At 64.8% G+C, this 25,803-nt stretch carries 29 protein-coding genes, 1 tRNA gene and 1 pseudogene; 24 read left to right on the top strand and 7 right to left on the bottom strand.

The window, feature by feature from the left end:
- Positions 1 to 70: 70 nt before the first annotated feature.
- The 22 genes and pseudogenes from PIB44_RS05540 to PIB44_RS15175 form a co-directional block, all read left to right on the top strand.
- Positions 71 to 640, top strand: coding sequence for a TetR/AcrR family transcriptional regulator (locus PIB44_RS05540; RefSeq protein WP_029074205.1), 570 nt, complete (start codon positions 71 to 73; stop codon positions 638 to 640).
- Between the two features lie 171 nt (positions 641 to 811).
- Positions 812 to 1,807, top strand: a complete 996-nt coding sequence (gene rlmN / locus PIB44_RS05545; protein ID WP_207896397.1) for a 23S rRNA (adenine(2503)-C(2))-methyltransferase RlmN — start codon at positions 812 to 814, stop codon at positions 1,805 to 1,807.
- Positions 1,808 to 1,819: 12 nt separating this feature from the next.
- Positions 1,820 to 2,782, top strand: coding sequence for a LysR family transcriptional regulator (locus PIB44_RS05550; RefSeq protein ID WP_029074207.1), 963 nt, complete (start codon positions 1,820 to 1,822; stop codon positions 2,780 to 2,782).
- 315 nt (positions 2,783 to 3,097) lie between these two features.
- Positions 3,098 to 4,312, top strand: a complete 1,215-nt coding sequence (floR, locus tag PIB44_RS05555; protein WP_029074208.1) for a chloramphenicol/florfenicol efflux MFS transporter FloR — start codon at positions 3,098 to 3,100, stop codon at positions 4,310 to 4,312.
- Positions 4,313 to 4,339: 27 nt separating this feature from the next.
- On the top strand, positions 4,340 to 5,323 hold the full coding sequence (locus PIB44_RS05565; protein ID WP_051231116.1) for a LysR family transcriptional regulator: 984 nt from the start codon (positions 4,340 to 4,342) through the stop codon (positions 5,321 to 5,323).
- Positions 5,324 to 5,454: 131 nt separating this feature from the next.
- On the top strand, positions 5,455 to 7,443 hold the full coding sequence (locus tag PIB44_RS05570; protein WP_029074209.1) for a conjugal transfer protein TraG: 1,989 nt from the start codon (positions 5,455 to 5,457) through the stop codon (positions 7,441 to 7,443).
- Positions 7,424 to 7,933 (top strand): CopG family transcriptional regulator, encoded by a 510-nt coding sequence (locus PIB44_RS05575; protein WP_090613559.1) that lies wholly within the window; start codon positions 7,424 to 7,426, stop codon positions 7,931 to 7,933. The genes PIB44_RS05570 and PIB44_RS05575 overlap by 20 nt, the downstream gene beginning before the upstream one ends.
- Positions 7,934 to 8,079: 146 nt before the next feature.
- A complete protein-coding gene (gene trbB / locus PIB44_RS05580; protein WP_029074211.1) occupies positions 8,080 to 9,075 on the top strand; it encodes a P-type conjugative transfer ATPase TrbB in 996 nt (331 codons plus the stop codon).
- Positions 9,072 to 9,404 (top strand): TrbC/VirB2 family type IV secretion system protein, encoded by a 333-nt coding sequence (locus tag PIB44_RS05585; protein ID WP_029074212.1) that lies wholly within the window; start codon positions 9,072 to 9,074, stop codon positions 9,402 to 9,404. Before trbB ends, PIB44_RS05585 begins: the two co-directional genes overlap by 4 nt.
- Positions 9,404 to 9,685 (top strand): VirB3 family type IV secretion system protein, encoded by a 282-nt coding sequence (locus PIB44_RS05590; protein ID WP_029074213.1) that lies wholly within the window; start codon positions 9,404 to 9,406, stop codon positions 9,683 to 9,685. Before PIB44_RS05585 ends, PIB44_RS05590 begins: the two co-directional genes overlap by 1 nt.
- Before the next feature lie 13 nt (positions 9,686 to 9,698).
- Entirely contained in the window at positions 9,699 to 12,191 is a 2,493-nt protein-coding gene (trbE, locus tag PIB44_RS05595; RefSeq protein WP_029074214.1) for a conjugal transfer protein TrbE, read from the top strand.
- Positions 12,188 to 12,964, top strand: coding sequence for a P-type conjugative transfer protein TrbJ (gene trbJ / locus PIB44_RS05600; RefSeq protein ID WP_029074215.1), 777 nt, complete (start codon positions 12,188 to 12,190; stop codon positions 12,962 to 12,964). Before trbE ends, trbJ begins: the two co-directional genes overlap by 4 nt.
- Before the next feature lie 14 nt (positions 12,965 to 12,978).
- On the top strand, positions 12,979 to 13,245 hold the full coding sequence (trbK-alt, locus tag PIB44_RS05605; protein WP_029074216.1) for a putative entry exclusion protein TrbK-alt: 267 nt from the start codon (positions 12,979 to 12,981) through the stop codon (positions 13,243 to 13,245).
- Between the two features lie 2 nt (positions 13,246 to 13,247).
- Complete coding sequence (gene trbL, locus PIB44_RS05610; protein WP_029074217.1) at positions 13,248 to 14,609, top strand: P-type conjugative transfer protein TrbL; 1,362 nt, start codon at positions 13,248 to 13,250, stop codon at positions 14,607 to 14,609.
- A gap of 2 nt (positions 14,610 to 14,611) precedes the next feature.
- Positions 14,612 to 15,295 (top strand): conjugal transfer protein TrbF, encoded by a 684-nt coding sequence (gene trbF / locus PIB44_RS05615; protein WP_446680384.1) that lies wholly within the window; start codon positions 14,612 to 14,614, stop codon positions 15,293 to 15,295.
- Positions 15,292 to 16,293, top strand: a complete 1,002-nt coding sequence (gene trbG / locus PIB44_RS05620; RefSeq protein WP_029074219.1) for a P-type conjugative transfer protein TrbG — start codon at positions 15,292 to 15,294, stop codon at positions 16,291 to 16,293. The genes trbF and trbG overlap by 4 nt, the downstream gene beginning before the upstream one ends.
- On the top strand, positions 16,290 to 17,426 hold the full coding sequence (locus PIB44_RS05625) for a TraB/TrbI/VirB10 family type IV secretion system protein (protein ID WP_029074220.1): 1,137 nt from the start codon (positions 16,290 to 16,292) through the stop codon (positions 17,424 to 17,426). The genes trbG and PIB44_RS05625 overlap by 4 nt, the downstream gene beginning before the upstream one ends.
- Positions 17,427 to 17,428: 2 nt before the next feature.
- Positions 17,429 to 17,650 carry a DUF2274 domain-containing protein gene (locus tag PIB44_RS05630; RefSeq protein ID WP_029074221.1) on the top strand — a complete coding sequence of 74 codons (222 nt, stop codon included), beginning with the start codon at positions 17,429 to 17,431 and terminating at the stop codon, positions 17,648 to 17,650.
- 135 nt (positions 17,651 to 17,785) lie between these two features.
- Positions 17,786 to 18,106: a hypothetical protein gene (locus PIB44_RS05635; RefSeq protein WP_029074222.1), complete on the top strand. Its 321-nt coding sequence runs from the start codon at positions 17,786 to 17,788 to the stop codon at positions 18,104 to 18,106.
- The gene (locus PIB44_RS05640; protein ID WP_242221579.1) at positions 18,103 to 18,465 is read left to right on the top strand and encodes a toxin-antitoxin system TumE family protein; all 363 of its coding nucleotides are present in this window, start codon (positions 18,103 to 18,105) and stop codon (positions 18,463 to 18,465) included. The genes PIB44_RS05635 and PIB44_RS05640 overlap by 4 nt, the downstream gene beginning before the upstream one ends.
- Positions 18,453 to 18,842, top strand: a complete 390-nt coding sequence (locus PIB44_RS05645) for an HVO_A0114 family putative DNA-binding protein (RefSeq protein WP_242221581.1) — start codon at positions 18,453 to 18,455, stop codon at positions 18,840 to 18,842. Before PIB44_RS05640 ends, PIB44_RS05645 begins: the two co-directional genes overlap by 13 nt.
- A 2-nt stretch (positions 18,843 to 18,844) precedes the next feature.
- Positions 18,845 to 19,879 (top strand): annotated as a pseudogene (locus PIB44_RS15175) (recombinase family protein); the annotation flags it as partial.
- Between the two features lie 576 nt (positions 19,880 to 20,455).
- Here the strand turns inward: PIB44_RS15175 and PIB44_RS05650 are convergent.
- From PIB44_RS05650 to PIB44_RS05680, 7 genes are all read right to left on the bottom strand, one after another.
- Positions 20,456 to 20,545, bottom strand: a tRNA-Ser gene (locus PIB44_RS05650).
- Between the two features lie 97 nt (positions 20,546 to 20,642).
- On the bottom strand, positions 20,643 to 21,596 hold the full coding sequence (locus PIB44_RS05655; RefSeq protein WP_278070710.1) for an NUDIX hydrolase: 954 nt from the start codon (positions 21,594 to 21,596) through the stop codon (positions 20,643 to 20,645).
- An 8-nt stretch (positions 21,597 to 21,604) separates the two neighbouring features.
- Positions 21,605 to 22,198: a YfbR-like 5'-deoxynucleotidase gene (locus PIB44_RS05660; protein WP_025978264.1), complete on the bottom strand. Its 594-nt coding sequence runs from the start codon at positions 22,196 to 22,198 to the stop codon at positions 21,605 to 21,607.
- 154 nt (positions 22,199 to 22,352) lie between these two features.
- Positions 22,353 to 23,216: a methyltransferase type 11 gene (locus tag PIB44_RS05665; RefSeq protein ID WP_278070711.1), complete on the bottom strand. Its 864-nt coding sequence runs from the start codon at positions 23,214 to 23,216 to the stop codon at positions 22,353 to 22,355.
- 106 nt (positions 23,217 to 23,322) lie between these two features.
- Positions 23,323 to 24,183 (bottom strand): AAA family ATPase, encoded by an 861-nt coding sequence (locus PIB44_RS05670; protein WP_278070712.1) that lies wholly within the window; start codon positions 24,181 to 24,183, stop codon positions 23,323 to 23,325.
- A gap of 70 nt (positions 24,184 to 24,253) precedes the next feature.
- On the bottom strand, positions 24,254 to 24,460 hold the full coding sequence (locus PIB44_RS05675; RefSeq protein WP_025978267.1) for a hypothetical protein: 207 nt from the start codon (positions 24,458 to 24,460) through the stop codon (positions 24,254 to 24,256).
- 8 nt (positions 24,461 to 24,468) lie between these two features.
- A complete protein-coding gene (locus PIB44_RS05680) occupies positions 24,469 to 24,894 on the bottom strand; it encodes a hypothetical protein (RefSeq protein WP_253120506.1) in 426 nt (141 codons plus the stop codon).
- 161 nt (positions 24,895 to 25,055) lie between these two features.
- On the opposite strand from PIB44_RS05680, the gene flbT reads away from it, so the two are divergent.
- Complete coding sequence (gene flbT, locus PIB44_RS05685) at positions 25,056 to 25,481, top strand: flagellar biosynthesis repressor FlbT (RefSeq protein ID WP_025978269.1); 426 nt, start codon at positions 25,056 to 25,058, stop codon at positions 25,479 to 25,481.
- On the top strand, positions 25,441 to 25,803 hold the full coding sequence (gene flaF, locus PIB44_RS05690; RefSeq protein WP_029972678.1) for a flagellar biosynthesis regulator FlaF: 363 nt from the start codon (positions 25,441 to 25,443) through the stop codon (positions 25,801 to 25,803). Before flbT ends, flaF begins: the two co-directional genes overlap by 41 nt.

Consider the following 25,803-nt stretch of genomic DNA (forward strand, 5'->3'; position numbering starts at 1 on the left):
CCCGTGTATCTCACGCTGGATGCCGGCTATTGTAGGGGCCATCATTCAAGCGAGCAGTAGAAAAGAAGATATGCCGAGACCGAAACTTCATAGCGATGAGTTCATTCTAGATACCGCGCTAGGCATCCTTCTTCAGAAAGGTCCATCGGCCTTCACCCTCTCCGATGTTGCGGAAGCGGTCGGCATCTCGCGGGCTGCACTGATCCAGCGGTTCAAAGACAAGGCGACGCTGCATCTAAAGGTCATGGAGCGCAACACGCAGGAGGTGCGCGACTATTTCGCGGGTGCGAGTCCCGAAAAGGGCCTCGATCCGCTGTGGGCGATGCTCAAGGACCTCATCGCCGGTATGGGTGACGGTGCCGGAACGGAAGGCTACCTTCTTCTATTGTGGGGAGACGTTCAGGAGCCGTCGCTTCGCGCCCTTGCGGCGGAGCGGAACAGACTGGTCCTGAAAGCTATCGAGGCACGACTGCCCGCCGGGCCGCGCCCACCCGAGCATACCGCCGGCTTGATTCAGACGGTCATTCAGGGGTCTTGCATGCAATGGCTCGTTGAGCCGGAAGGCGAGCTAGCGGCTTTCATGACCAAGCGCACCCACATGCTTCTGTCCGTCCTCTATCCCGACCATGTGTTCGGGTAACACCATCTGGAGGGTTGTTTATAACAGTCGTGTCGGTTATTTATAAGGCGTGCGCCACGGTATCGCCGGGCACGGAAACCCGGAACGACTATCATGCCTATACAAGAACCCAGCCCGTTGGGGGGCGAACGACAAAAAGCACTGCCTGCGCCAACCTTGGCGCTGAACCTCATGGCCGACGAGTTCGATGCGTTGAACGCGAGCAGCGGGCCGCAAATCGCTTATCGCGACCTGTTCTGCCCACACATGGACCTGCCGCGCGCCTTGCGGAACTGGTCAGAGGCTCGGGGCGTCCAGTTGCGGAGCCTTCGCAAAATCACGCATGAGCGCGGCGGTCGGTCGCAGAAGGTGCTTTTCGGCCTTCATGACGGTTATGCCGTTGAAAGCGTTCTGATCCGTCGTCACGACGGACACACCGCCTGTATTTCGTCACAGGTTGGATGTGCCTTCGCCTGCCAGTTCTGCGCTTCCGGCCAAGCCGGCCTCAAGCGCAACCTTTCGGCGGGCGAGATTGTCGAACAGGTCGTTCAACTCGGGCCGAAGGTCAACCGGATCGTGTTCATGGGCATCGGCGAGCCTTTGAACAACTACGAGCAGGTGATGAAGGCGATTCGTATCCTGCGCGACCGGCGAGGGATGAATTTTCCCACCACGGGAATCACGCTTTCGACCATCGGCATACCGAAGGCTCTAGCGCAATTGCGAGAAGAGCATCTGGCGATCAATCTGACTATATCGCTGCATGCGACGACGCAGGAAGTTCGCGACCGTCTCATCCCCGGATCGCGTAAGCACGACATCAAGGAAGTCATCGCGCGCGCTTCGTCATGGGCGGAACGGCACAACCGGATCGTCACCTTTGTCTATCTGGTCCTCCCCGGCATCAACGACACGCTTGCTGATGCGAAACGGCTTGCCGGTCTCATGAACAAGCGAAGGGCGCGTGTGAACCTTATGCGCTGGAATCCTGTCGATGGCATCGCGCTTGATCGAACCGGCGACCGCAGCCTCGGACTTTTCCGTGAAGTGCTGGATCGCGCCGGTGTGCCGGTCGTGGTGCGGGATACACAGGGGCGGGATATTTCGGCGGCATGCGGTCAGCTCTGGTTGCGCGATCTGCGCGGAATCCCGGTCGAAAAACGCGGAGCCACAAAAAAGGCCGCCTAGCGGGAGCTTAGGATGCGGCGTTCGAAAAGACATGCGAACGATGCCTTCCGATCAAGTGAAACGCTGCTCGGGTCGCGCATACCTCTCTTGTCGCTGATCCAGACGCTTGCGGTCGCTGAATATCTCAACTTCCGCCACGCAGCGAACGCACTCGGGGTTGCACAATCCAGCGTCAGCGCCCGCGTGAAGGCGCTGGAAGAAGACCTTGGCATCCTCCTGTTCGAGCGTCGTGCGCGTGGCGTTCGGTTGACCGAAGCCGGACGCCACTTCGTCGAGCGGATCGCAGCCGGCGTCGATCAACTCGACCATGCGGTGAAGACCGCAGGCATGGCGGCGACGGGGGAATGGGGCCGCCTGCGCATCGGCGTCCATGCCTTGATTCCGCGCAGCTTCCTCGCCGATCTGATCGGGCAGTATCGGGAAAACCATCCCGGCATCGAGGTCGAAATCACCGAAGGCACGGCCCGCGATGCGGTCATGCAGCTTCGTGCCGACCGGCTGGACGTGGCGTTCGTCGCTGGCACACCAGAGCTGCCCGACTGCCATACACGGCCGGTCTGGACTGAATCGCTGGTAGCGGTGCTACCGGATAGGCATCGTCTTGCCGGGCAGCCGGCAATCACTTGGGCCGATCTGGTCGGCGAAACCTTCCTTGTCCGCTATGGTGGCACTGGCCCGCAGGTTCATGACCATATCGTGCTGCGCCTTGCCGGGCGCTGGCCCGCGCCTTCGATACTGCGCTTCGACGTAGGACGTGGCACGCTACTATCCATGGTCGGACAGGGATTCGGCATTACCATCGTCGGGGCAGCGACGGCACTGCTGCCGACTGCCGGCATCACCTTCCTGCCTTTCGCCGATGAGCCAGAGCCGGTTGCCTTTACCGCCGTCTGGTCGCCGTTCAATCGAAGCGCCGCGCTCCGTGATCTGCTCTCTCTCGCAAAAGAAATGGGTCGGCTGATCCGCGTCGACTGAACCTCTGCCCGTTCCAGCCAACCGCCAAAGCAAGGCATAGGGGTTTCATACGGCCAAGAATGACGGGAACGTCAACAGCGGGGGATTGGGTGGCTACGAGCCAGCGATACGGCATTGCGAGGCAACAGCTGATCGTATAAGTGATAGCTAGTCAAATTTGTGATCGTGGAGTGGTCAGCATGGGAAATCCAAAGTCAGCAGACAAGTAAGCCGCAACAGCAAAATTGTTGTTGCGGCGCTCTGTGAGACCAATCCCATGTGATTGCTGATGTGCAGACGCCGCCCGAGATTTCTTAATCGAGCGGTTGACTTATCATGACCATCACACGCCCTGCATGGGCCTATACGCTGCCGGCAGCCCTACTGCTGATGGCTCCCTTCGACATCCTCGCTTCACTGGCGATGGATATTTATCTCCCCGTCGTTCCAGCGATGCCCGGCATCCTGAACACGACGCCCGCCATGATCCAACTCACGTTGAGCCTCTATATTGTGATGCTCGGTGTGGGCCAGGTGATTTTTGGTCCGCTCTCAGACCGCATCGGGCGACGGCCAATTCTACTTGCGGGCGCAACGGCTTTCGTCATTGCGTCTCTGGGAGCAGCTTGGTCTTCAACTGCACCAGCCTTTGTCGCTTTCCGTCTGCTTCAAGCAGTCGGCGCGTCGGCCATGCTGGTGGCGACGTTCGCGACGGTTCGCGACGTTTATGCCAGTCGTCCTGAGGGTGTCGTCATCTACGGCCTTTTCAGTTCGATGCTGGCGTTCGTACCTGCGCTCGGCCCTATCGCCGGAGCGTTGATCGGCGAGTTCTTGGGATGGCAGGCGATATTCATTGCTTTGGCTATACTGGCGATGCTCGCACTCCTAAATGCGGGTTTCAGGTGGCACGAAACCCGCCCTCTGGATCAAGCGAAGACGCGCCGATCTGTTTTGCCGATCTTCGCGAGTCCGGCTTTTTGGGTTTACACCATCGGCTTTAGCGCCGGTATGGGCACCTTCTTCGTCTTCTTCTCGACGGCTCCCCGTGTGCTCATAGGCCAAGCGGAATATTCCGAGATCGGATTCAGCTTTGCCTTCGCCACTGTCGCGCTTGTAATGATCGTGACAACTCGTTTCGCGAAGTCCTTTGTCACCAGATGGGGCATCGCGGGATGCGTAGCGCGTGGAATGGCGTTGCTCGTTTTCGGGGCGGTCCTGTTGGGGATCGGCGAACTCTTCGGTTCGCCGTCATTCCTCACCTTCATCGTGCCGATGTGGGTCATGGCGGTCGCCATTGTCTTCACTGTGTCCGTTACCGCGAACGGCGCTTTGGCAGAGTTCGACGACATCGCAGGATCAGCGGTCGCGTTCTACTTCTGCGTTCAAAGCCTGATAGTCAGCATTGTCGGGACATTGGCGGTGACGCTGTTAAACGGTGACACAGCGTGGCCGGTGATCTGTTACGCCACGGCGATGGCAGTGCTGGTGTCGTTGGGGCTGGCGCTCCTTCGGCTCCGTGGGACTGCCACCGAGAAGTCGCCAGTCGTCTAACCGACGACTGGTGGCAGGCCCGCTCCGATGCGGCGCACTAACCATCGAAACCTCGTGAATGGCGGTATCCTGTCTGGCAGGATACCGCTCATTTCCCTTGTTCAGTTCATCGCCGTCGCCGAGCATCTGAATTTTCGGCATGCGGCCAAGGCACTCGGCGTCAGCCAGTCGAGCGTCAGCGCGCGTGTGAAAGCGCTGGAGGATAACCTTGGTATCCTGCTGTTTGAGCGCCATGCGCGGGGCGTTCGGCTAACAGACGCAGGCAGGCACTTCATGGAGCGTGTCACGGCGGGTGTCGATCAACTCGATCACGCGGTGAAGACCGCCGGCATGACAGCTCAAGGAGAATGTGGCCGGCTTCGCATCGGCATCCATGCCTTGATCCCACGCAGCTTTCTCACGGAGCTGATCCGTCATTATCGGGAAGCCCATACCGGCATTGAGGTCGAGATAACCGAAGGCACGGCCCGCGATGCGGTGATGCAGCTTCGTGCTGACCAGCTCGACGTGGCGTTCGTCGCGGGCAAGCCCGAGATGCCCGACTGCCATACCCGACCGATCTGGACCGAACCGCTGGTGGTGGTGCTATCGGATGGGCATCGCCTCGCCGGGCAGTCCGCAATCACTTGGTCCGATCTGGTCGGCGAGACTTTCATTGTTCGCTATGGTGGCACCGGCCCGCAGGTCCATGACCATATCGTGCTGCGCCTTGCCGGGCGTTGGCCCGCACCGTCGATCCTGCGCTTTGATGTGGGGCGCGGCACGCTGCTATCTATGGTCGGACAAGGCTTCGGCATCACTATCGTCGGCGAGGCCACGTCATTATTGCCGACGACCGGCATCGTCTTCCTGCCCTTCCTCGATGAACCGGAGCCGGTTGCCTTTACAGCCGTCTGGTCGCCGTTCAATCGCAGCTCCGCACTGAAAAATCTACTCAACCTCGCAGGCAAAATGAAGCGTGACGGCGATTCGCCCAATCGTTTCCTCGATGGCACTCGACCGGCACGATAACGGCAAAGGCGACCCGTCCTATTTGCCGCCGATAGTATCCGGCAGCCCTCCGGCATCCTCTTTCCTGTTGCCCGTCCCGATTTTGCCTACTCTCTGATCGGCTCCGTCTTTTTTTGCCGACTGGAGCCTGTATGCGCGGAGGCCGAATCCTTTGGGGGCAGATTGGTGCCGTCTTCACCATCGTTCTGGTGATGGTGTGGGCAGCGACGCAATGGACGGCGTTCCGCCTCGGCTTCCAGCCGCAGCTTGGAGCACCATGGTTCGAGCTGGCGGGCCTGCCGGTCTATTATCCGCCCGCCTTCTTCTGGTGGTGGTTTTCGTTCGACGCCTACGCGCCCGCGATCTTCGTCGAGGGCGGCATCATCGCGGTATCGGGCGGCTTCCTCGCCATCGCCGCCGCCATCTTCATGTCGATCATCCGGGCGCGGGAGGCGCGCAACGTCGCCACCTACGGATCGGCGCGATGGGCTGAGGACCGGGAAATCCGTGCGGCCGGATTGCTCGGCCCCGATGGCGTCTTGCTCGGCCGATACGACCGGGACTATCTGCGCCATGACGGTCCCGAGCATGTCCTATGCTTTGCCCCGACGCGTAGCGGCAAAGGCGTCGGGCTGGTGGTGCCGACGCTGCTGACATGGCCGGCATCCGCCATCGTTCACGACATAAAAGGCGAGAACTGGACGCTGACAGCGGGCTTCCGCGCGAAGCATGGCCGCGTGCTGCTGTTCGATCCGACCAACGCCAGATCGTCGGCCTACAACCCGCTGCTGGAGGTCCGGCAAGGGGAATGGGAAGTCCGCGACGTGCAGAATATCGCGGATATTCTGGTCGATCCCGAAGGCAGTCTCGACAAGCGCAACCATTGGGAAAAGACCAGCCATAGCTTGCTGGTCGGCGCGATCCTGCATGTTCTCTATGCGGAGAAGGACAAGACCTTGGCGGGCGTCGCCAACTTCCTGTCCGATCCCCGCCGCCCGGTCGAGGCAACCTTGCGCGCGATGATGGACACGCCGCATCTCGGCGAAGCAGGCGCTCATCCCGTCATCGCGTCGTCCGCCCGCGAACTGTTGAACAAATCCGAGAACGAGCGGTCGGGCGTGCTCTCCACCGCCATGTCGTTTCTCGGCCTCTACCGCGATCCCGTGGTGGCGCGGGTGACGGCGCGGTGCGACTGGCGCATTGCCGACCTGGTCGGCAGCCGCCAGCCCGTCACGCTCTATCTGGTCGTGCCGCCATCCGACATAAACCGCACCAAGCCGCTCATTCGCCTGATCCTCAACCAGATCGGCAGGCGGTTGACCGAGGAACTGACCACCTCCGGCAAGCGCCATCGGCTGCTGTTGATGCTGGACGAGTTTCCGGCGCTCGGCCGGCTCGACTTCTTTGAATCGGCGCTCGCCTTCATGGCGGGGTATGGAATCAAAGGCTTCCTGATCGCGCAGAGCCTCAACCAGATCGAGCGCGCCTATGGCCCGAACAACGCGATCCTCGACAACTGCCATGTGCGCGTCAGCTTCGCCACGAACGACGAAAGGACGGCCAAGCGGGTGAGCGACGCACTCGGCACCGCGACCGAACTGCGCGACTCCACCAACTACGCCGGGCACAGATTGGCCCCGTGGCTTGGGCATCTCATGGTTTCACGGCAGGAGACGGCCCGCCCGCTACTCACGCCGGGCGAAATCATGCAGCTTCCGCCCACCGATGAAATCGTGATGGTCGCGGGCACACCGCCGATCCGCGCGACCAAGGCCCGCTATTTCGAGGACGCGCGGTTGCAGGAACGCATCCTGACCCCGCCCGATCTGGTCGCCGCTCCGCTGGCGCCCAGTCCATCCGCCGATGATTGGTCCGGCCGTGTGGTCGCGGCGGAAAGCCATTCCGCGACCGACGCCGCACACGGGGCCGAGGGCGATCCGGCCAATGCTGGCATCCGCCGCGAGCCGGAGCTGCCTGAGCATGAGGAAATCGTCGCCCCGCCGCCATCACCCGAACAGGAGTTCGAGTTTGTGGACGACGAGCCGGACGTTGACGCGGCCAAGGCCCGCGCCATGCGCCAACGTATGAGGATGGTCGCGCGGCAGGTCGCATTGAACCCCGATGACGGAATCGACCTTTGAGGACACGACCATGGCAACCAGAACCCGCCTGAATCTCTATTTCGACCCCGCGCTCATTCCGCAGATCGAAGCGATGGCGCTGCGCCGCTCGGTGGCGCTGCGCCGTAATGTCTCAAAATCCGCCATCGTGGAGGCGGCGGTCATATCTTACCTGTCCGGCGATGCCGACGACCAGCTTGAAGCCGCCATGTCGCGCCGCATGGACAAGCTCGGCCGCCAGATCGACACGCTCGACCTGGATCTCGCCGTCCTCGGCGAGACGGTCGCGCAGTTCATCCATTTCTGGATGACCATCACACCGCCGCTTACGGGAGCCGCACAATCCGCTGCCCGAGCGAAAGGCGCGGAGCGGTTCGAGGGCTTCATGCAAAATCTCGGCCGGCGTCTGGCGACGGGCGACAGGTTCCTCAAGGAGCTGTCGCGTGACCTCGACTCACTTCCCGACGATCAGTTGCCGGACGAGTCCGAGAGCAACGGCGATCAAGAATGAGTATTCGGACCCATCCTATTTACCGCCGTTCGCCGCCGATCACCGCCGCCTCATAGATACTTGTTGAACCGGCCGCATTTCGGTCTCTCTTAATCGACCCCGATCTGGGGATTGCCTGTCGCGCCCCATGAAGAAACGGGGCCGACATGACCACCAACCACCAAAAACCGGAATCCATCGCGCGCGGCGCGCGCATGTTGCGCACCGCGCTCGGCCCCGCCATTGCCCGGCTGCTCGAAGACCCGGCCGTCGTCGAGGTGATGCTGAACCCGGATGGTCGCCTTTGGGTGGACCGGCTATCCGAAGGGCTTTCCGACACGGGCGAGCGACTGTCCGCCGCCGATGGCGAACGCATCGTTCGGCTAGTCGCGCATCATGTCGGCGCGGAGGTTCATGCCCGCAGCCCCCGCGTCTCGGCCGAACTGCCCGAGAGCGGGGAGCGGTTTGAAGGGCTATTGCCGCCCGTGGTCGCTGCCCCGACCTTCGCCATCCGCAAGCCCGCCGTCGCGGTGTTCACGCTCGACGACTATGTGGCGGCGGGCATCATGTCCACCGATCAGGCGGAAACGCTGCGCGAAGCCGTCGCATCCCGCGCCAATATCTTGGTAGCGGGCGGCACCAGCACCGGCAAAACCACGCTGACCAATGCGCTGCTCGCCGAGGTGGCGAAGACGGCGGATCGCGTCGTCATCATCGAGGACACGCGCGAGCTGCAATGCGCCGCGCCCAACCTTGTCGCCATGCGGACGAAAGACGGCGTGGCGACGCTTTCCGATCTGGTCCGGTCCTCGCTGCGCCTGCGCCCCGACCGCATCCCTATCGGCGAGGTGCGCGGATCGGAAGCCCTCGACCTGCTCAAAGCATGGGGCACGGGCCATCCGGGCGGGATCGGCACCATTCATGCAGGCACCGGCATCGGCGCGCTGCGCCGCCTTGAACAGCTCATCCAAGAGGCTGTCGTCACCGTCCCGCGCGCCCTGATCGCCGAGACAATCGACCTCGTTGCCGTCCTTTCCGGGCGCGGTTCCGCGCGCCGGCTGGCCGAACTCGCCCGCGTCGAAGGGCTGGGACCGGACGGCGACTACCGCATCACGCATCCCATCCCTTTGGCAATCCCCACCAGCACAGGAGAATCTTCATGATCCGCACGATTTCGCGCGGCTATCGCTTCGCCGCGACCGCCGCATCCACCCTTGTCATCAGCTTCATGCTCGCCCCGGCCGCCCATGCGTCCGGTTCGTCGATGCCGTGGGAAGCACCGCTCCAAAGCATCCTCCAGTCCATCGAAGGGCCGGTCGCCAAGATCATCGCCGTCATCATCATCATCGTGACCGGCCTGACTTTGGCCTTCGGCGATACGGGCGGCGGCTTTCGCAAGCTGATCCAGATCGTGTTCGGCCTGTCCATCGCCTTCGCGGCGTCGAGCTTCTTCCTGTCGTTCTTCTCGTTCGGCGGCGGGGCGCTCATCTGATGGCGGGCGGCCTCGAACAGCTCGACGCGGTGCCGGGGTTCACGGTCCCGGTCCATCGGGCGCTGACCGAGCATATTTTGCTCGGCGGCGCACCGCGCTCCATCGCGATTCTGAACGGCACGCTGGCCGGGGCCGTGGGCCTCGGCCTGCGCCTCTGGCTGGTCGGCATCGCCATCTGGGCCATCGGTCATTTCGCGGCCGTGTGGGCGGCAAAGCGCGATCCCCTCTTTGTCGAGGTCGGGCGGCGGCATCTGCGCATCCCCGGCCATCTGGCGGTGTGAGGGAGGCGCGTCGATGATGAACCTTGCCGAATACCGCAGCACCGCCACCCGACTCGCCGACTATCTGCCATGGGCGGCACTGGTCGGCTCCGGCGTCGTCTTGAACAAGGATGGGAGTTTTCAGAGGACCGCGAAGTTTCGCGGCCCCGATCTGGATTCCGCCGTCGCGGCCGAGCTGGTCGCCGTCGCCGGCCGCATCAACAACGCCGTGCGCCGTCTCGGCTCCGGCTGGAGCATCTTCGTCGAGGCACAGCGCAGCGAGGCGGCGACCTATCCCGATAGTCGCTTTCCCGATGCCGCGTCGGCGCTGGTCGATGCGGAACGGAAGGCTGGTTTCGAGGAAGCGGACGCGCATTTCGTGTCCGGCTACTTCCTCACCTTCCTCTGGCTGCCCCCGGCCGAGGAAGCCGCCCGCACTGAGGCATGGCTCTATGAGGGCCGCGAGAAAACCGGCGTGGACCCGTGGGAGCTGATGCGCGGCTTCATCGACCGCACCGACCGCGTGCTGGCGCTGCTCGACGGCTTCATGCCCGAGTGCCGTTGGATGGATGACGGCGCAACGCTGACCTACCTCCATTCCACCATCTCAACCAACCGCCATCGCGTGCGCGTGCCCGAGGTGCCGATGCACCTCGACGCGCTGCTCGCCGACCAGCCGTTGACTGGCGGGCTGGAGCCGCGCCTTGGCGACACACATCTGCGCGTCCTGACCATCGTGGGATTCCCGACCGCAACGATGCCGGGCCTGCTCGACGAGATGAACCGGCTGCCGTTCCCCTACAGGTGGGGCACGCGCGCGATCCTGCTCGACAAGACCGATGCGACCCGGTTGCTGACCCGCATCCGTCGCCAATGGTTCGCTAAGCGCAAGAGCATCGCGGCGATCTTGAAAGAGGTGATGACCAACGAGGCGTCCGCCCTTGTGGACACCGACGCGGCGAACAAGGCGCTCGACGCCGACATGGCGTTGCAGGAGCTTGGGGCAGACGTGGCGGGCATGGCCTACGTCACGGCGACCGTCACCGTATGGGATGCCGACCCGCGCGTGGCGCAAGAGAAGCTGCGCCTGGTCGAGAAGATCGTTCAGGGCCGTGACTTCACCGTCATGCCCGAGAGCGTCAACGCGGTTGACGCATGGCTCGGCAGTCTGCCCGGACACGCCTACGCCAATGTCCGCCAGCCGCCCATCAGCACTTTGAATCTCGCCCACATGATCCCGCTTTCAGCGGTGTGGGCGGGGCCGGAACGGGACGAGCATTTCGGTGCACCCCCTTTGCTCTTTGGAAAGACTGAAGGCTCAACCCCGTTCCGGCTAAGTCTCCATGTCGGCGACGTAGGACACACCCTTGTCGTTGGCCCGACCGGCGCGGGCAAATCCGTGCTGCTGGCGCTCATGGCCTTGCAGTTCCGGCGCTATGCGGGATCGCAGGTTTTCGCCTTCGACTTCGGCGGCAGCATCCGCGCCGCCGCGCTCGCCATGGGCGGGGATTGGCACGATTTGGGCGGTGGCCTCACGGAAGGAGATGAGGCGTCCGTTTCGCTCCAGCCACTTGCCCGCATCCACGACACCTATGAACGCGCATGGGCGGCGGACTGGATTGCGGCCATCCTCATGCGCGAGGGGCTGGCGATCACGCCCGAGGTCAAGGAACACCTTTGGACGGCGCTGACTTCGCTCGCTTCCGCGCCGGTCGAGGAACGGACCATCACCGGCCTTGCGGTGCTGTTGCAATCCAACGATCTGAAACAGGCGCTCCGTCCGTTCTGCGTCGGCGGTGCCTATGGCCGGCTGCTCGACGCCGAGACAGAGCATTTGGGATCGGCGGACGTGCAAGCCTTCGAGATCGAGGGCCTTGTCGGGACCGGCGCGGCCCCTGCCGTGCTTGCTTATCTGTTCCATCGTATCGGCGACCGGCTCGATGGCCGCCCCACGCTGCTCATCATAGATGAAGGCTGGCTTGCGCTGGACGACGAGGGTTTCGCCGGCCAGCTCCGTGAGTGGCTGAAAACGCTGCGCAAGAAGAACGCCAGCGTCATCTTCGCCACACAAAGCCTGTCCGACATTGACGGCAGCAACATCGCGCCCGCGATTATCGAGAGCTGCCCGACGCGACTCTTGCTGCCGAACGAGCGCGCCATCGAGCCGCAGATCACGGCCATCTATCGCCGCTTCGGCCTCAATGACAGGCAGATCGAAATCCTCGCACGGGCCACGCCCAAGCGGGATTATTACTGCCAGTCACGGCGCGGCAATCGCCTGTTCGAGCTTGGCCTGTCCGAAGTCGGCCTCGCCCTCTGCGCCGCATCCGCCAAATCCGACCAGACCCTCATTGCGCAGATCGTCGCCGAACGCGGCCGCGACGGCTTCCTCGCCGCATGGCTGCGCGAGCGCGGCGTCGATTGGGCGGCCGACCTGATCCCGAACCTCACCAATCTTGCCGACCGGCCGGAATCCGCCGCGCCGGCCCCGCTCGATAGCCACCCCACACAGGAGATTCTTCCATGACCTATCCCAAGATCGTTGGGGCCTCGGCCCTCGCGCTGGCGCTCGCCATGCCCGTCGCGCTTTCGCCCATGCTGGCAAGCCCGGCCCATGCACAATTCGGCTTCGGCCGGATCGTCTATGACCCGACCAACTATGCGCAAAACCTGCTTACCGCCGCGCGCACGCTGGAGCAGATCAACAACCAGATTCAGAGCCTCCAGAACGAGGCGCAGATGCTCATCAATCAGGCCCGCAATCTGGCGAGCCTGCCATATTCCTCGCTCCAGCAGCTCCAGCAGAGCGTCCAGCGCACGCAGCAGCTTCTCGGGCAGGCACAGAACATCGCCTTCGAGGTCGGCCAGATCGACCAAGCGTTCCAGAAGCAATATGGCAATGTCTCGCTTTCGGCGACCGACGCCCAGCTTGTCGCCGATGCGCGCAGCCGGTGGGAGAACACGGTCGGCAGCTTGCAGGACGCCATGCGCGTGCAGGCGGGAGCGGTCGGCAATATCGACAGCAACCGCGCCGAAATGGCCGCGCTGGTCGGCCAGAGCCAAGGCGCGACCGGCGCGCTGCAAGCCACGCAGGCCGGCAACCAGCTTCTCGCCCTCCAGTCGCAGCAGCTTTCCGACCTGATCGCGGTCATCTCGGCCAATGGCCGGGCCGACGCGCTGACCGAGGCCGAGCGCGCGACCGCTGCTGAACAGGGCCGCATCCAGCGCGAGCGGTTCCTGACACCCGGCACCGGCTACCTGCCGGGCAACGCGCAGATGTTCAACAACGGCAACAACTGACCGGGAGGCTCGCCATGGACGGCAAGATGCTGGCCCGGCTCGGGGCCGTGGTGTTCGTTGCGATTGCCTTGACAGTGACCGCAATCGACATGGCGCGGAAGGATGAACCTTCCGCGCCGCTCCCGGCCTCGGCCCTCCAGCCGCCGCCCGATCCCCTGCGCGCCAGCCTGCGCCGTTGCCAGCAGCTCGGCGAGGCCGCCGCAAGCGATGCCGACTGCCTCGCCGCTTGGGCTGAATCCCGCGACCGCTTCCTCGGCCGTGACCGCAGCGAGGCGCGCTGACCATGGGCAACACGGGCGTCATCGACAATTTCCTCGGAGTCTTCACCTCCTACATCGACAGTGGTTTTGGGCTGCTCGGCGGCGAGGTCGCCTTCATCGCCACAACGCTGATCGTCATCGACGTGACGCTCGCCGCGCTCTTTTGGGCATGGGGCGCGGATGACGACATTATCGCGCGGCTGGTCAAAAAGACGCTGTTCATCGGCGTCTTCGCCTACATCATCGGCAATTGGAACAACCTCGCCCGCATCGTCTTCGAGAGTTTCGCCGGCCTCGGCCTCATGGCCTCGGGCACCGGCTTTTCCGTCACCGATCTGATGCGGCCGGGCCGCGTGGCGCAGACCGGCCTCGACGCCGGCCGTCCGCTTCTCGATTCCATTTCCGACCTGATGGGCTGGATCAGCTTCTTCGAGAACTTCATCCAGATCGCGTGCCTGCTGTTTGCATGGGCGCTGGTGGTGCTGGCCTTCTTCATCCTCGCCATCCAGCTTTTCGTGACGCTGATCGAGTTCAAGCTGACCACGCTCGCCGGCTTCGTCCTGATCCCCTTCGGCCTGTTCGGCAAGACCGCCTTCATGGCCGAGAAGGTCTTGGGCAATGTGGTGTCGTCCGGCATCAAGGTCTTGGTGCTCGCCGTCATCATCGGCATCGGCAGCACCTTATTTTCGCAATTCACGGCCGGTTTCGGCGGGGCAACCCCGACCATCGACGACGCCATGGCGATTGTGCTGGCAGCCCTGTCGCTGCTCGGCCTCGGCATCTTCGGCCCCGGCATCGCCAACGGCATCGTCTCTGGCGGCCCGCAGCTCGGCGCGGGCGCGGCCGTGGGAACCGGCCTTGCGGTCGCAGGTGCAGGTGTCGCCGCTGGCGGCGGGGCTATGCTTGCGGCCAAGGGCGGTGCTGCCGCCCTCTCCGGTGGGGCCGCGGCCGTCCGCGGCGGTGCGACCGCCGCGGGCGCGGCAACCGCAGCCTATAGCGTCGGCGCGCTCGGCCAGTCCGGCGCGGTCGGTGTTGCTTCCGGCCTTGGTGGTGTTGCCCGCGCCGCAGGCTCGGCCGCCGTCTCTCCCTTGAAGCGCGCCGTCTCGAAAGCCACCGAGAGCGTCAAGTCCAGCTTTTCCGGTGGCGCACGCGCCGCCTTCGGTGTGACCGGCGGCTCATCCACCGCAGGCACGGTCGGCGGCGCGAGCGCCGATCCCACCGCAGCAGCATCCGGCCCGGCCGGCAGCCCGCCCGCATGGGCGCAACGGATGCGGCGCTCGCAGGCCATGAACCACGGCACGACCATGGCCGCCCATGCGGTGCGCTCCGGCGACAGCCACGGCTCCGGTTCCTCCATCAACCTTTCCGAAAGTGACCGCTCATGAGCATCTTCAAACGACCAGCAACCCACTACGGCAAATCGCCGGAACCCGAGACGCCCTATCAGAAGGCCGCGCAGGCATGGGACGAGCGTATCGGCTCGGCCCGCGTGCAGGCGAGGAACTGGCGTTATATGGCCTTCGGTTCCCTGATCCTGTCGGCCGGCTTCGCCTCGGCGCTGGTCTGGCAATCCGCGCGCGGGACCGTGGTGCCGTGGGTGGTGCAGGTGGACAATCTTGGACAGGCGCAGACCGTCGCGCCGGCCGCCGCCGATTATCGCCCGACCGACCCGCAGATCGCTTTCCATCTCGGCCGATTCATCGAGCAGGTCCGCGCGATCCCGGCCGACGCGATCATTGTCCGCCAGAACTGGCTTCGCGCCTACGAATGGACCACGGATCGCGGGGCGGCGGCGCTCAACGACTACGCCCGCGCCAATGATCCTTTCGCCAAGGTCGGCCGTCAACAGGTCGCCGTCGAGGTGTCTAGCGTCATCCGGGCGTCCCCCAACAGCTTCCGCGTCGCGTGGACCGAACGCCATTTCGAGAACGGCCAGCTTTCCAGCACGGAACGATGGACCGCGATCCTGACCATCGCCATCCAGCCGCCGCGCGATGCCGAACGGCTGCGCGCCAATCCGCTCGGCATCTACGTCAACGCAATTTCGTGGTCGCGGGAGATGAGCCAATGAGGACGATCACCCGCACCCCCACAATCGCGGCCGTGCTGCTTTCTGCCACCATGCTCGCAGGCTGCGCCACCAACCGGACGCCGCAATTCAGCTATGACGCCAGCGTACCCCCGCTGCCAACCGTGCAGGCGGCGGCAACCGATAACACGCCCCGGCCTTTGCGTGTGCCCCCTGCATGGACCGTCGCGCGTGGAGGAACCGCCGCAGGGACGCCGGCCGGCCGCGTCGAGAACGCCAATGCAGCCGCCCGCGTCGAGCCGCGCCGGGAAGGCTACTACAATGCAATCCAGATTTATCCGTGGTCGGAAGGCGCGCTCTATCAGGTCTATGCCGCAGTCGGGCAGATCACGACCATTGCGCTGGAGCCGGGCGAGAGCCTGACAGGCGCGGGGCCGATTGCGGCCGGCGACACCGCCCGCTGGATCATAGGCGACACCGAGAGCGGCAGCGGTGCGAACCGCCGCGTCCATATCCTCGTGAAACCGACGCGACCTGACATTTCCACCAACCTTGTCGTCACCACCGACCGGCGCACCTACATGATCGAGTTGCGCGCGCGGGAATCACTCTACATGCCGGCCGTCGCATGGGCCTATCCCGCACCGCCTGCCGGCCAGCGTCACACCGTTCCAGCCGCACCGATCATCCCGGCCGAGGCTGCGCGGAACTACCGCTATGCATTGCACGTGCAGGGCGACAACCCGCCATGGCGGCCGGCTTCCGTGTTCGACGATGGCCGGCGCGTCTATGTCGTCTTCCCGGCCGGGATCGTGCAGGGCGAAATGCCGCCGATTTTCGTGCTCGGCACGAATGGCGAACCGCAGATCGTCAACAGCCGAGTCCACCAGAACGTCCTGATCGTGGACCGCCTGTTCGGCGCGGCCGAGCTGCGCCTTGGCAACGGCAACCGCCAGCAGGTCGTCAGGATCGTTCGCATCAACCCGACGCAGGCCGCTGCCGCACAGCCCGCCAGCGCGACCGGAGGCTCCCCGTCATGACCGACAACACCATCAGCGACACCATCGCGCCCATGCGCCTGCGCGCCGAACCGCCGCGCGTCACCCGCCTGTCTCGCAAGATGCTGGCAGGCGTCGGCGCGGTCGCCTTGCTCGGCATCGGCGGCGCACTGATCTACGCGCTCCAGATCCGCGATGCAGGGCCGGGAGGCGAAGAACTCTATTCGACCGAGAACCGCCCAACGGCGGACGGCCTGTCCGGCTTGCCGCGCGACTATACGGGGCCGGTGCTCGGCCCGGCGCTGCCCGGCGACCTCGGCCGTCCGATCCTCGACGCGCAGAACAGGGGACAGCCGGTCGCGCCGCCCGTCATGACGACGCCCGCCGTCGATCCCGAAGAAGAACGCCGCCGCGCCGAGGAAGAAGCCGCGCGCTTGAGCAACGTGTTTTTCCAGTCCGGCCCACGCACGGGAGCGCCGGCAGGAACGTCCATGCCCGGCCTTGCAGGACTCGGCCTCGGCGGACAGCCCGCGACGCAAGACCGGCACGCGGCTTTCCTCAACGGACCCGTGGACCGGCAGACCATCGCGCCGGATCGCGTCGCGCCGCCGGCATCGCCCTACATCCTTCAGGCCGGGGCCGTGATCCCCGCCGCGCTCATCACCGGCATCCGCTCGGACCTGCCGGGCCAGATCACGGCGCAAGTGACCGAGAACGTCTATGACAGCCCGACCGGCAGCCTGCTCCTGATCCCGCAAGGGACGCGCATCATCGGTCAATACGATGACGGCGTGACCTTCGGCCAGCGCAGGGTGCTCTTGGTGTGGAATCGCCTGATCCTGCCCGGTGGCCGTTCCATCGTCCTTGAGCGCCTGCCGGGCGCGGACGCCAGCGGCTATGCCGGGCTGGAAGACGGGGTTGATTACCATTGGTGGGATCTGATGAAGGCCGCAGGGCTGTCCACGCTGCTCGCAGTCGGCACGGAGCTGGCGACCAGCGACGAGGACCGGCTTGTTCGAGCTATCCGCGACGGGGCGCAGGATACCGTCAATCAGGCGGGCCAGCAGATCGTGCAGCGCCAGTTGCAGGTTGCGCCGACTCTCACCATCCGGCCCGGCTTCCCGGTCAGGATCATCGTCACCCGCGACCTTGTATTTGAGCCGGCAGGAGGTTGACCATGACCAAGCTGAAACTCGGCCCGCTTCCCGACGACAAGCCCGTGAAGGTGACGGTGGAGCTACCCGCGCCGCTTCACCGCGATCTGACCGCCTATGCCGAGGTGCTGGCCCGCGAGAGCGGCCAGCCCGTCGCCGATCCCGTCAGGCTCATCGTGCCCATGCTGGAGCGGTTCATCGCCACGGATCGCGGCTTCGCCAAGGCACGGCGAGCCGCCAACTGAGTCCCATCCCGGCAGGGGTGCCGCCAGCGCATAGACGCAAATGCGGCACGCTACAGCCCGCCGACTGCCCTCCATGGTTCGCCCAATTCCGGGGCCTACAGCGCCCCGGAATCCACCAGAACCAAGGAGGATTCCATGTGTGCAGAGCGCCGTCGCGCCCGCAAAGGGCGACCGCGACAGCCGGTCCCCGAGACACTTCCCGACGATCTTTTCGACTATGCCGACGAACCTACGCCGGACGGCCGGGAGCGCCGCAGGTCGCCGCTTCGCATCGTCGATGTGGTGTCGTTGCCTGTCTTCGACGACTGGCCCGAGAAGGTGCCGATCACCGAGGAAGAACTGCAAATCTTCGAGCGGTATTTCGGTGACGTGCTCGACCGACTGTTCGGCCCAATCGACGATCCTGGCAATCAGGACTTGCAACGGTTATCCTCCGATGATAACACTAAGCCATGAGCGAGGATCGTGACCCGAGCCTCGACACGCTTCTGGACCTCGACGGACAGGTGCTCGTTGTCGATCCCGAGGGCGGCCATTGGGTGAAGTTCGTCGTCACCCGCGTTCCGGCCTCGCCGGAAAAGCCGCACGGCCTCGATTATTCGCTCACGCTTCACGGGCCTTCGGGCGAACGGTTGGTCGGATTCGATAACGCCCATCCGGTCGGCCGAGGAAGGCGGGGCGAGCCGATGGACCACCGGCATCGCCTCCAGACCGTGAAGCCCTACGCCTACGAGGATGCGGCCACGCTGCTGGCCGACTTCTGGCAGGCGGCGGACGCGGTGTTGAAGGAACGAGGCGTAACATGGCCACATTGAAAGTCGGGATTGCCGACTACGACGAGATGAAGGCGCGCACCATGCGGATCGCCAAAGGCGAGGAAAAGCCCGCACCCGACGATCCGAAGGTGTGGTTCACATCCATGGAATCCTTCGCGCAGCTCCTTTCGAGCGGGAACCGCGAGTTGCTGCGCGTCATCGACGAGCAGTCACCCGGTTCGCTGGAGGAACTGTCGCGGATCACGGGACGGGCGAAGCCTAACCTGTCCCGAACCCTCAAGAAGATGGCGAGCTACGGCCTGATCCGTATGGACCCCGGCGAGGGCCAGAAGCTCGTCCCTAAGGTGCTGCATGACCGCGTGGAGCTGGAATTGCCGCTGATAGAACGTCGCACGGCGGAAGGAGTCCGGTCATGAATATGCAAAGTCCCCATGTTGCGCTGCGCGCCGCGCTCTACCTGCGCGTTTCCACCACGCGGCAGGCCGAGCATGACGTGTCGATCCCCGACCAGCGCAAGCAGGGCGAGGCTTATTGTGTCTCGCGCGGCTACCAGCTTGTCGAAACCTTCGTGGAAGCCGGCGCTTCGGCCACCAATGACCGCCGCCCCGAGTTCCAACGGATGATCGAGGCCGGCACGTCCAAGCCCGCGCCCTTCGATGTCGTCGTGGTCCATTCGTTCAGCCGGTTCTTCCGCGATCACTTCGAGCTGGAGTTCAACGTCAGGAAGCTCGCCAAGAACGGCGTCAAGCTGGTGTCCATCACGCAGGAGATGGGCGACGACCCCATGCACGTCATGATGCGGCAGATCATGGCGCTGTTCGACGAATACCAGTCGAAGGAGAACGGCAAGCACGTCATGCGCGCCTTGAAGGAGAACGCCCGGCAAGGCTTCTGGAACGGCTCCCTGCCGCCCATCGGCTACCGTGTCGTCGATGCCGAGCAGCGCGGCGCGAAGATGAAGAAGAAGCTGGAGATCGACCCGCTCCATGCCGACACCGTGCGGCTGATTTTCCGCCTTGCATCGGAAGGCGACGGCACGTCCGGCCCCATGGGCGTCAAGAACATCGTCAATCACCTGAACAAGCACCGCATGTTTACCCGCAACGGCGGGCGTTGGGGCATCGGCCAGCTTCACCGTGTCCTGACCCGGCGCACCTATATCGGCGAGCATCGCTTCAATCGCCGCTCCAATAAGGGCGTGGTGAAGCCGGAGGAGGAAATCGTCACCGTCGCCGTGCCGCCGCTGATCGACCTTGAGATATTCGAGGCCGTGCAGAATCGCTTGAAGGTCAACAATCCGAAGGTGACGCCGCCGCGCGTCGTCAGCGGCCCGAACCTGCTGACCGGCATCTGCCATTGCGGCAATTGCGGAGGCGCAATGACGCTGCGCACCGGCAAGAACGGCCGGTATCGCTACTATGCTTGCTCGATTCGGGCACGGCAGGGCGACACAGGCTGCAAGGGCCGCGCGATCCCGATGGATAAGCTCGACCGCATGGTGGTGACGCATATCGAGGAAAGGCTTCTCGACCCCGAGCGGATCGAAGACGTTCTCGCCTCGCTTCTGGATCGCCGGCAGGAAGGCGTCGAGCGGCGCAGCCAGCATATTGCCGAGTTGAACCATCGCGCGGCCGAGGCCGACAACCGCCTCAAGCGCCTCTACGATGCCATTGAAGCCGGTTCGCTCGACCCGGCCGAGTCTTCCCTTGGCGAGCGCATCGCGGGCCTCACGGCGCTTCGGGATCAGGCGCGGGCCGATGCCACGCGGATCGAAGCCATGCTCGCAAGCTCTACCCACCAGCGCCTCACCGGGGCAGCCGTGCGGGAACTGGCGAGCGAAGCACGCACCCGACTGCGGCTTGGAAAGGGCGGCTATCGGCGGGAACACGTCCGGGCCTTCGCCCAACACGTCGAGGTCGCAGACGACGCGATCTACATCAAAGGAAGCAAAAACGTCCTGTTGAGGACGCTGGTAGCCGCCAAGGGAGGGAAATCGGCGGGAATCGGCGTTCCCGGTTTTGTTCCGAAGTGGCGGAGAGGGGGGGATTCGAACCCCCGGTACGCTTCCACGTACGCCGCATTTCGAGTGCGGTACATTCAACCACTCTGCCACCTCTCCGCGGGTCGGTAGTCCCTAATGGGGCTGAGCGAGCGGTCTCTCTAATGAAAGCCGTGCCGGGCTGCAAGCCGTATGTCGAAGAAAATCGACTGGCGCTTCAACGCTGTCCGGGAAGGGCCAGTCCAGAGGGGGCGCCGCCGGACGGTTCGGGGCCGATATAGCGAAAAAGTTCGGCCGGGCGGCCGCCGGTGTCGCTGGCGAAAACGCCTGTGGGCTGGACCAGGCCGGTGCGCTCGACGCCGCGCCGGAAGTTCTGTTTGTGCAGGGACAGGCCCGCCACAGCCTCGGCTGCGTTCTGCAGAGCGGATAGGGTGAAGGTCGGCGGCGTCAGGTCGAACAGGACCGGGCGGTACTTCAGCTTGGAGCGCAGTCGGCCAAGGCCCGTGGCGACGATGCGGCGGTGGTCCGAGGTCATGGACAGGTCGCCCAGAGGCGCCGGGACGGGCCGGTCATGATCGCGGGCGGATTCGGCGACCAGGCCCGCCTCATAGAGGAGTTCATAGCGCTCCAGCACGCGCTCTTCGTTCCAGCGCGCGTCGGGCGAGAGGGCGAACAGGGACTCGGCGCGGCCGCGTCGGGCGGGATCAACGCCTGCCCAATCGGCCAGGTCCGAGCGCAGGCTGGCCAGGACGGCGGGGCGGCCCTGGCGCCAGTCCTCCCAGGGGAAGATGTCGAAAACGGGCGTCCAGGCGGCGTCCCGGCCCGAGGCGAAGCCGGGGGCGTCGGGCGCCTCGGCGGTCAGGGCCAGATAGCCGACCGAAACTTCGCGCGCGCGTTCCGGCCCCGGGGTGGCGCGGGGCGAGGCGCGGCCGGCGTCGCCGAAGGTGTAGAGCTGCTCGACAAAGCCGAGCGGAAAGCCGGTCTGTTCGGTGACGAAGGCGCGCAGGGCCAGTTCAAAGGTGCGGTCGCGCGCCGGATCGAACGGGCCGAAGGGCAGGGCGGCGGCGCCGTCCGAGGCATGGGTGGTCAGCACCACGGCCTGACGGTCGCGCAGGGCGATGACCACGGCCGACAGGCCGATCCGCACGCCCTGTTCGCCCCCCTGCTTCATCAAGCGTCCTATTCGGTGTGCCAGGCGTCGGCGCCGGGCAGGATGCCGACAGCTTCGGCCAGAACGCGGTAGCGGTCCAGATAGCGCTGTTGGGCGATGGCGGCGGGCTGGGGCTCGATCACCAGGTCATAGCCGGGCGGCGGGGCGCCGAAGATCTGCAGGGACTCGCGGCGGGTGAAGCCGGCCAGCTGCGTCGCCTCATAGAAGGCGCAGGCCTTGTCGGCCTTCTTGATCAGGGTCTTGATCGTCTGCGGCGTCTTGGGCGGCAGCTGGAAGCGGACGTGGATGGCGGCTTCCAGCCGGGCCTCGAAATCCTTGTAGCTGGAGCCAAGCGCTGATTTGAACGGCGAGATCATGTCGCCGATGACGTATTCCGAGGCGTCGTGCAGCAGGGCGGCGAGGCGCCATTTCGGCTCAAGCCCCGGCCGGATGTGGGCGGCGATCTCTTCGACGACGAGCGAGTGCTGGGCCACGGAGAAGGCGTGCTCGCCGATGGTCTGGCCGTTCCAGCGAGCGACGCGGGCCAGGCCGTGGGCGATGTCCTCGATTTCGATGTCGAACGGCGACGGGTCCAGCAGGTCCAGGCGGCGACCCGACAGCATCCGCTGCCAGGCGCGCGGGGGCTTGGGTTTGCGGACTCGGGGCGCGGGGCCGGCGTCTTCGATTTCTTCGGCCAAGGTCTTGATGTTGCGCATGCTCAGGCTGGTGACTCAGACCGAACGCGCGATCAAGGGCGGCCGTTGCGATAGATGGGGGTTAATCGCCGACGTTCAGCGTCACCAGCGCCTTGGCCGCGTCGAACAGGCGGTCCGGATCGCGGTCCTTGCTGCGGACGGTGGCGACGACGATCGGGCCGCCGACCGGGCCGCGCGCCTCATACCCCACGGTGCGCCAGCCGCTGGCCGAGGCCTCCTTGCCGGTCATCAGGAAGGTGGCGCGCACCGCCTCGCCGGAACCGCTGGTGCGGATGCGGGCGGCGCCGTCGGTCGCGTCGATGTTCACCGCATCGTCGCCGGACGAGACGTTGACGCGGCTGGACTTGTCGTCGGCGCGGATGGTCAGGCCGCCGATGCGGATGTTGGCGCGGTCGCCGTCGGCGTCGATGCGCATGCCGGGCAGTCGGACCGTGGCCTTGTCGCCCTGAGCATCGACGCGAAGGCCGGGCATCCTGACCTGGGCGGTTTCGGCGGCGGCCTCGGCGTCTGCGGCGGCGCGCGACGCATCGGCTTCGGCGCGGGCGGCGTCGGCCTCAGCCCTGACGGCCTCGGCCTCGACGCGGGCGTTTTCGGCCTCCACCTCGGCCACGGCCTCGGGCAGGTCGGAGGTCAGGCGGTTCTCAAAGCTTTTCAGAGCCTCGGTGGAAGAGCGGCCGTCCAGTTGAACCAGTTGCAGGATGACTTCCGAACCGCGCGGCCCGCCATAGACGCACGACCCGTCGGCGCGGGCCGACCCCTTGCGCGTCAGCACGCCCTGGGTCTGGGGACACTGCAGGGCGTCGACGACCTTCAGCACCCCGGATGAATCCGAGGTCGAAGAGGTGGTGATGCGCACCGTACCCGGGTTGTCGCAGGCGGCGGCCATCAGCGCCAAAGCGATAACAGGCCAGGTGATCTGTTGCATGGTCGGCTCCACTCAAGGTCCCGATTGTGCGCCATAAGCGCCCTGGGACCAGTGAAATCGCGGTAATCGAAAGGCGGCGGGATAGGGGCGAAAAACCGCCGCCCCTTCAGCCCCCGGGACGGGCGCCTTCGCGACGGCTCATGAAGGCCAGGCGCTCGAACAGATGCACGTCCTGTTCATTCTTCAGCAGGGCGCCGTGCAGCGGGGGGATCAGCTTGCCGGGCGTCTTTTCGCGCAGCGTCTCAGGCGACACGTCGTCGACCAGCAGCAGCTTCAGCCAGTCCAGCAGTTCCGACGTCGACGGCTTCTTCTTCAGGCCCGGCGTGTCGCGGATTTCATAGAAGGTCTTCAGAGCCTCGGACACCAGGCGCGGCTTGATGCCGGGGAAGTGGACCTCGACGATGTCCTGCATCGTCTGCGCGTCGGGGAAGCGGATGTAGTGGAAGAAGCAGCGGCGCAGGAAGGCGTCTGGCAGCTCCTTCTCATTGTTCGAGCTGATGACGACGACGGGGCGGACCTCGGCGCGGATCGTCTCGTCCGTCTCCTGGACGTAGAACTCCATGCGGTCGAGTTCCTGCAGCAGGTCGTTGGGAAACTCGATGTCGGCCTTGTCGATCTCGTCGATCAGCAGGACGGGGCGGGCGGGGGCGGTGAAGGCCTCCCACAGCTTGCCCTTTTTCAGATAGTTGCGCACGTCGTGCACCCGTGCGTCGCCCAGCTGACTGTCGCGCAGGCGGCTGACGGCGTCGTATTCGTACAGGCCGTTGTGGGCCTTGGTCGTCGACTTGACGTGCCAGGTGATCAGCGGCGCATTCAGCGCGCGGGCCAGTTCATAGGCCAGGACCGTCTTGCCCGTGCCGGGCTCGCCCTTGATCAGCAACGGCCGTTCAAGCGCTACGGCTGCGTTGACGGCGACCTTCAGGTCTTCGGTGGCGATGTAGTTGGACGTGCCTTCGAACCGGCTCATGCAAAACCTGCTCCATTCCGGGGGAAGGGAGCAGGTAGCTTAAAGAGATGGGCGTGAACAGGCGGCAGGATCAGGTGATGCGCTTGGCCGACACCGGGTCGCTGGCGGGGAAGGTTTCCTCTACGCCCTCGTCGATCAGGGCTTCCTGACGGTTTTCGGCGTCCTTTTCCTTGTCTTTCAGCTGGTCGGGCTTGCCGCTTTCGTGGGGCGCGCGCTTGGCCGGGGGGGTGTTGGGGTCAGCGTCTTCCTGGGTCTTGGAGTAGGTTTTGTCGGTCATGGGTTTCCTCATTGTTCGGGGCCGTAGCCCAGGTCTTCTATGTCGTCGTCGGAGAGACGTTTGGCTTCCCAATGGGCGGCGCTGGCCTGGGCGCCGCGCTGGTTGCGCATCAGACCGGCGTAGACGAGTTCCACTTCGTCGGCGCCGGATGCGGTGGCGCCGTCGCCGTCAGCCTGGCTAAGCCGGACGCTGTCGACGCCCAGCAGGGCGTCCGCCTCGGCCTCTATCCCGTCCAGAGCCAGTTCCGCGTCGAGATCCGGGTCGTCTTCGTCGAAGGGTTCGGCGTCTGCGTCACCGTCCAACTGGGTAACGTCCAGAACGTCGTCGGCTTCGTCGAACGACAGCTCGCCGTCGCCCTCATCGTCCATATGGGTCTCGTCATAAACCTCGGCCTGATCCTGGGCGTCGGTTTCGAAATCGGGTCCTGCCATCATTGTCTCCCTTACGGCAGATCAACGGCGCGGCTCGTCAGGGCGTTCCCGCCTGCGCCGCCACGACGCGGGAAGGCCCAAGTGAAGGGATGGTTAACCACGTCGGTTTACAGTTCGTCAGCGGCCGGCCGTCACGGTGAGGGCGGCGCCACGGAGACCATCCCTTGCCTCTGAAACTGTCGCTGAAACCCGGCGAGAAATTCGTCCTGAACGGGGCCGTCGTCCAGAACGGCGACCGTCGCGGCGTGCTGATCCTGCAGAACAAGGCCAGCGTCCTGCGCGAAAAGGACATCATGCAGCCCGAGGACGTCACCAGCCCTGCGCGCCGCATCTATTTCCCCGTCATGATGATGTATCTGGATGAGGCCGACGCGCCGAAATTCTATGACGAGTTCGCCCTGCGCCTGACGGAGTTCATGGGCGCGGTGCGCAATCCGGACATCCTGACCGAATGCGTCGCCTGCTCGAAACACGTGCTGGCGCGTCAGTATTACAAGGCCCTGATGGGCGCTCGCAAAATCGTCGATTACGAAGATCAAAGGCTCGGCAATGTCGCTTCAGGCGTACAAGACGGCGGCGACGCGGGCTGAATCCCCGCGTGAAATGGAATACCGGCTGTTCGGCCAGGTGACGCGCGCCCTGATGCATGCCTCGACCCTGGAAAGGTCGGATGTCGCCGGGCGGATGGACGCGCTGGACTGGAACCGTCGGCTGTGGTCGACGCTGGCGACCGCCTGCACGGACCCGGATAACGCCTTGCCGCAGGCGATGCGGGCGCAGTTCATTTCGCTGAGCCTGTTCGTCAGCCGGCACACGTCCGAAGTCATGCGCGGCGAGGATGATTTCTCGACCCTGATCGAGATCAACCGCATGATCATGCAGGGGCTCAGCGGTCAGACCGACGCAGGCTGA

The sequence above is a fragment of the Brevundimonas sanguinis genome (assembly GCF_029636725.1).
GTDB lineage: Bacteria > Pseudomonadota > Alphaproteobacteria > Caulobacterales > Caulobacteraceae > Brevundimonas > Brevundimonas sanguinis.

What these genes read in the sequence shown, in the direction of transcription:
- trbK-alt (WP_029074216.1), top strand. Translation starts at nt 12,979, where the DNA reads ATGGACGGCAAGATGCTGGCCCGGCTCGGGGCCGTGGTGTTCGTTGCG.
- PIB44_RS05635 (WP_029074222.1), top strand. Translation starts at nt 17,786, where the DNA reads ATGTGTGCAGAGCGCCGTCGCGCCCGCAAAGGGCGACCGCGACAGCCG.
- trbG (WP_029074219.1), top strand. Translation starts at nt 15,292, where the DNA reads ATGAGGACGATCACCCGCACCCCCACAATCGCGGCCGTGCTGCTTTCT.
- trbE (WP_029074214.1), top strand. Translation starts at nt 9,699, where the DNA reads ATGATGAACCTTGCCGAATACCGCAGCACCGCCACCCGACTCGCCGAC.
- flaF (WP_029972678.1), top strand. Translation starts at nt 25,441, where the DNA reads ATGTCGCTTCAGGCGTACAAGACGGCGGCGACGCGGGCTGAATCCCCG.
- PIB44_RS05630 (WP_029074221.1), top strand. Translation starts at nt 17,429, where the DNA reads ATGACCAAGCTGAAACTCGGCCCGCTTCCCGACGACAAGCCCGTGAAG.
- PIB44_RS05645 (WP_242221581.1), top strand. Translation starts at nt 18,453, where the DNA reads ATGGCCACATTGAAAGTCGGGATTGCCGACTACGACGAGATGAAGGCG.
- PIB44_RS05625 (WP_029074220.1), top strand. Translation starts at nt 16,290, where the DNA reads ATGACCGACAACACCATCAGCGACACCATCGCGCCCATGCGCCTGCGC.
- trbB (WP_029074211.1), top strand. Translation starts at nt 8,080, where the DNA reads ATGACCACCAACCACCAAAAACCGGAATCCATCGCGCGCGGCGCGCGC.
- PIB44_RS05675 (WP_025978267.1), bottom strand. Translation starts at nt 24,460, where the DNA reads ATGACCGACAAAACCTACTCCAAGACCCAGGAAGACGCTGACCCCAAC.
- PIB44_RS05655 (WP_278070710.1), bottom strand. Translation starts at nt 21,596, where the DNA reads ATGAAGCAGGGGGGCGAACAGGGCGTGCGGATCGGCCTGTCGGCCGTG.
- trbL (WP_029074217.1), top strand. Translation starts at nt 13,248, where the DNA reads ATGGGCAACACGGGCGTCATCGACAATTTCCTCGGAGTCTTCACCTCC.
- PIB44_RS05665 (WP_278070711.1), bottom strand. Translation starts at nt 23,216, where the DNA reads ATGCAACAGATCACCTGGCCTGTTATCGCTTTGGCGCTGATGGCCGCC.
- PIB44_RS05585 (WP_029074212.1), top strand. Translation starts at nt 9,072, where the DNA reads ATGATCCGCACGATTTCGCGCGGCTATCGCTTCGCCGCGACCGCCGCA.
- PIB44_RS05565 (WP_051231116.1), top strand. Translation starts at nt 4,340, where the DNA reads ATGCGGCGCACTAACCATCGAAACCTCGTGAATGGCGGTATCCTGTCT.
- PIB44_RS05550 (WP_029074207.1), top strand. Translation starts at nt 1,820, where the DNA reads ATGCGGCGTTCGAAAAGACATGCGAACGATGCCTTCCGATCAAGTGAA.
- PIB44_RS05660 (WP_025978264.1), bottom strand. Translation starts at nt 22,198, where the DNA reads ATGCTGTCGGGTCGCCGCCTGGACCTGCTGGACCCGTCGCCGTTCGAC.
- PIB44_RS05590 (WP_029074213.1), top strand. Translation starts at nt 9,404, where the DNA reads ATGGCGGGCGGCCTCGAACAGCTCGACGCGGTGCCGGGGTTCACGGTC.
- floR (WP_029074208.1), top strand. Translation starts at nt 3,098, where the DNA reads ATGACCATCACACGCCCTGCATGGGCCTATACGCTGCCGGCAGCCCTA.
- PIB44_RS05680 (WP_253120506.1), bottom strand. Translation starts at nt 24,894, where the DNA reads ATGATGGCAGGACCCGATTTCGAAACCGACGCCCAGGATCAGGCCGAG.
- rlmN (WP_207896397.1), top strand. Translation starts at nt 812, where the DNA reads ATGGCCGACGAGTTCGATGCGTTGAACGCGAGCAGCGGGCCGCAAATC.
- PIB44_RS05575 (WP_090613559.1), top strand. Translation starts at nt 7,424, where the DNA reads ATGACGGAATCGACCTTTGAGGACACGACCATGGCAACCAGAACCCGC.
- PIB44_RS05570 (WP_029074209.1), top strand. Translation starts at nt 5,455, where the DNA reads ATGCGCGGAGGCCGAATCCTTTGGGGGCAGATTGGTGCCGTCTTCACC.
- PIB44_RS05540 (WP_029074205.1), top strand. Translation starts at nt 71, where the DNA reads ATGCCGAGACCGAAACTTCATAGCGATGAGTTCATTCTAGATACCGCG.
- PIB44_RS05640 (WP_242221579.1), top strand. Translation starts at nt 18,103, where the DNA reads ATGAGCGAGGATCGTGACCCGAGCCTCGACACGCTTCTGGACCTCGAC.
- PIB44_RS05670 (WP_278070712.1), bottom strand. Translation starts at nt 24,183, where the DNA reads ATGAGCCGGTTCGAAGGCACGTCCAACTACATCGCCACCGAAGACCTG.
- trbJ (WP_029074215.1), top strand. Translation starts at nt 12,188, where the DNA reads ATGACCTATCCCAAGATCGTTGGGGCCTCGGCCCTCGCGCTGGCGCTC.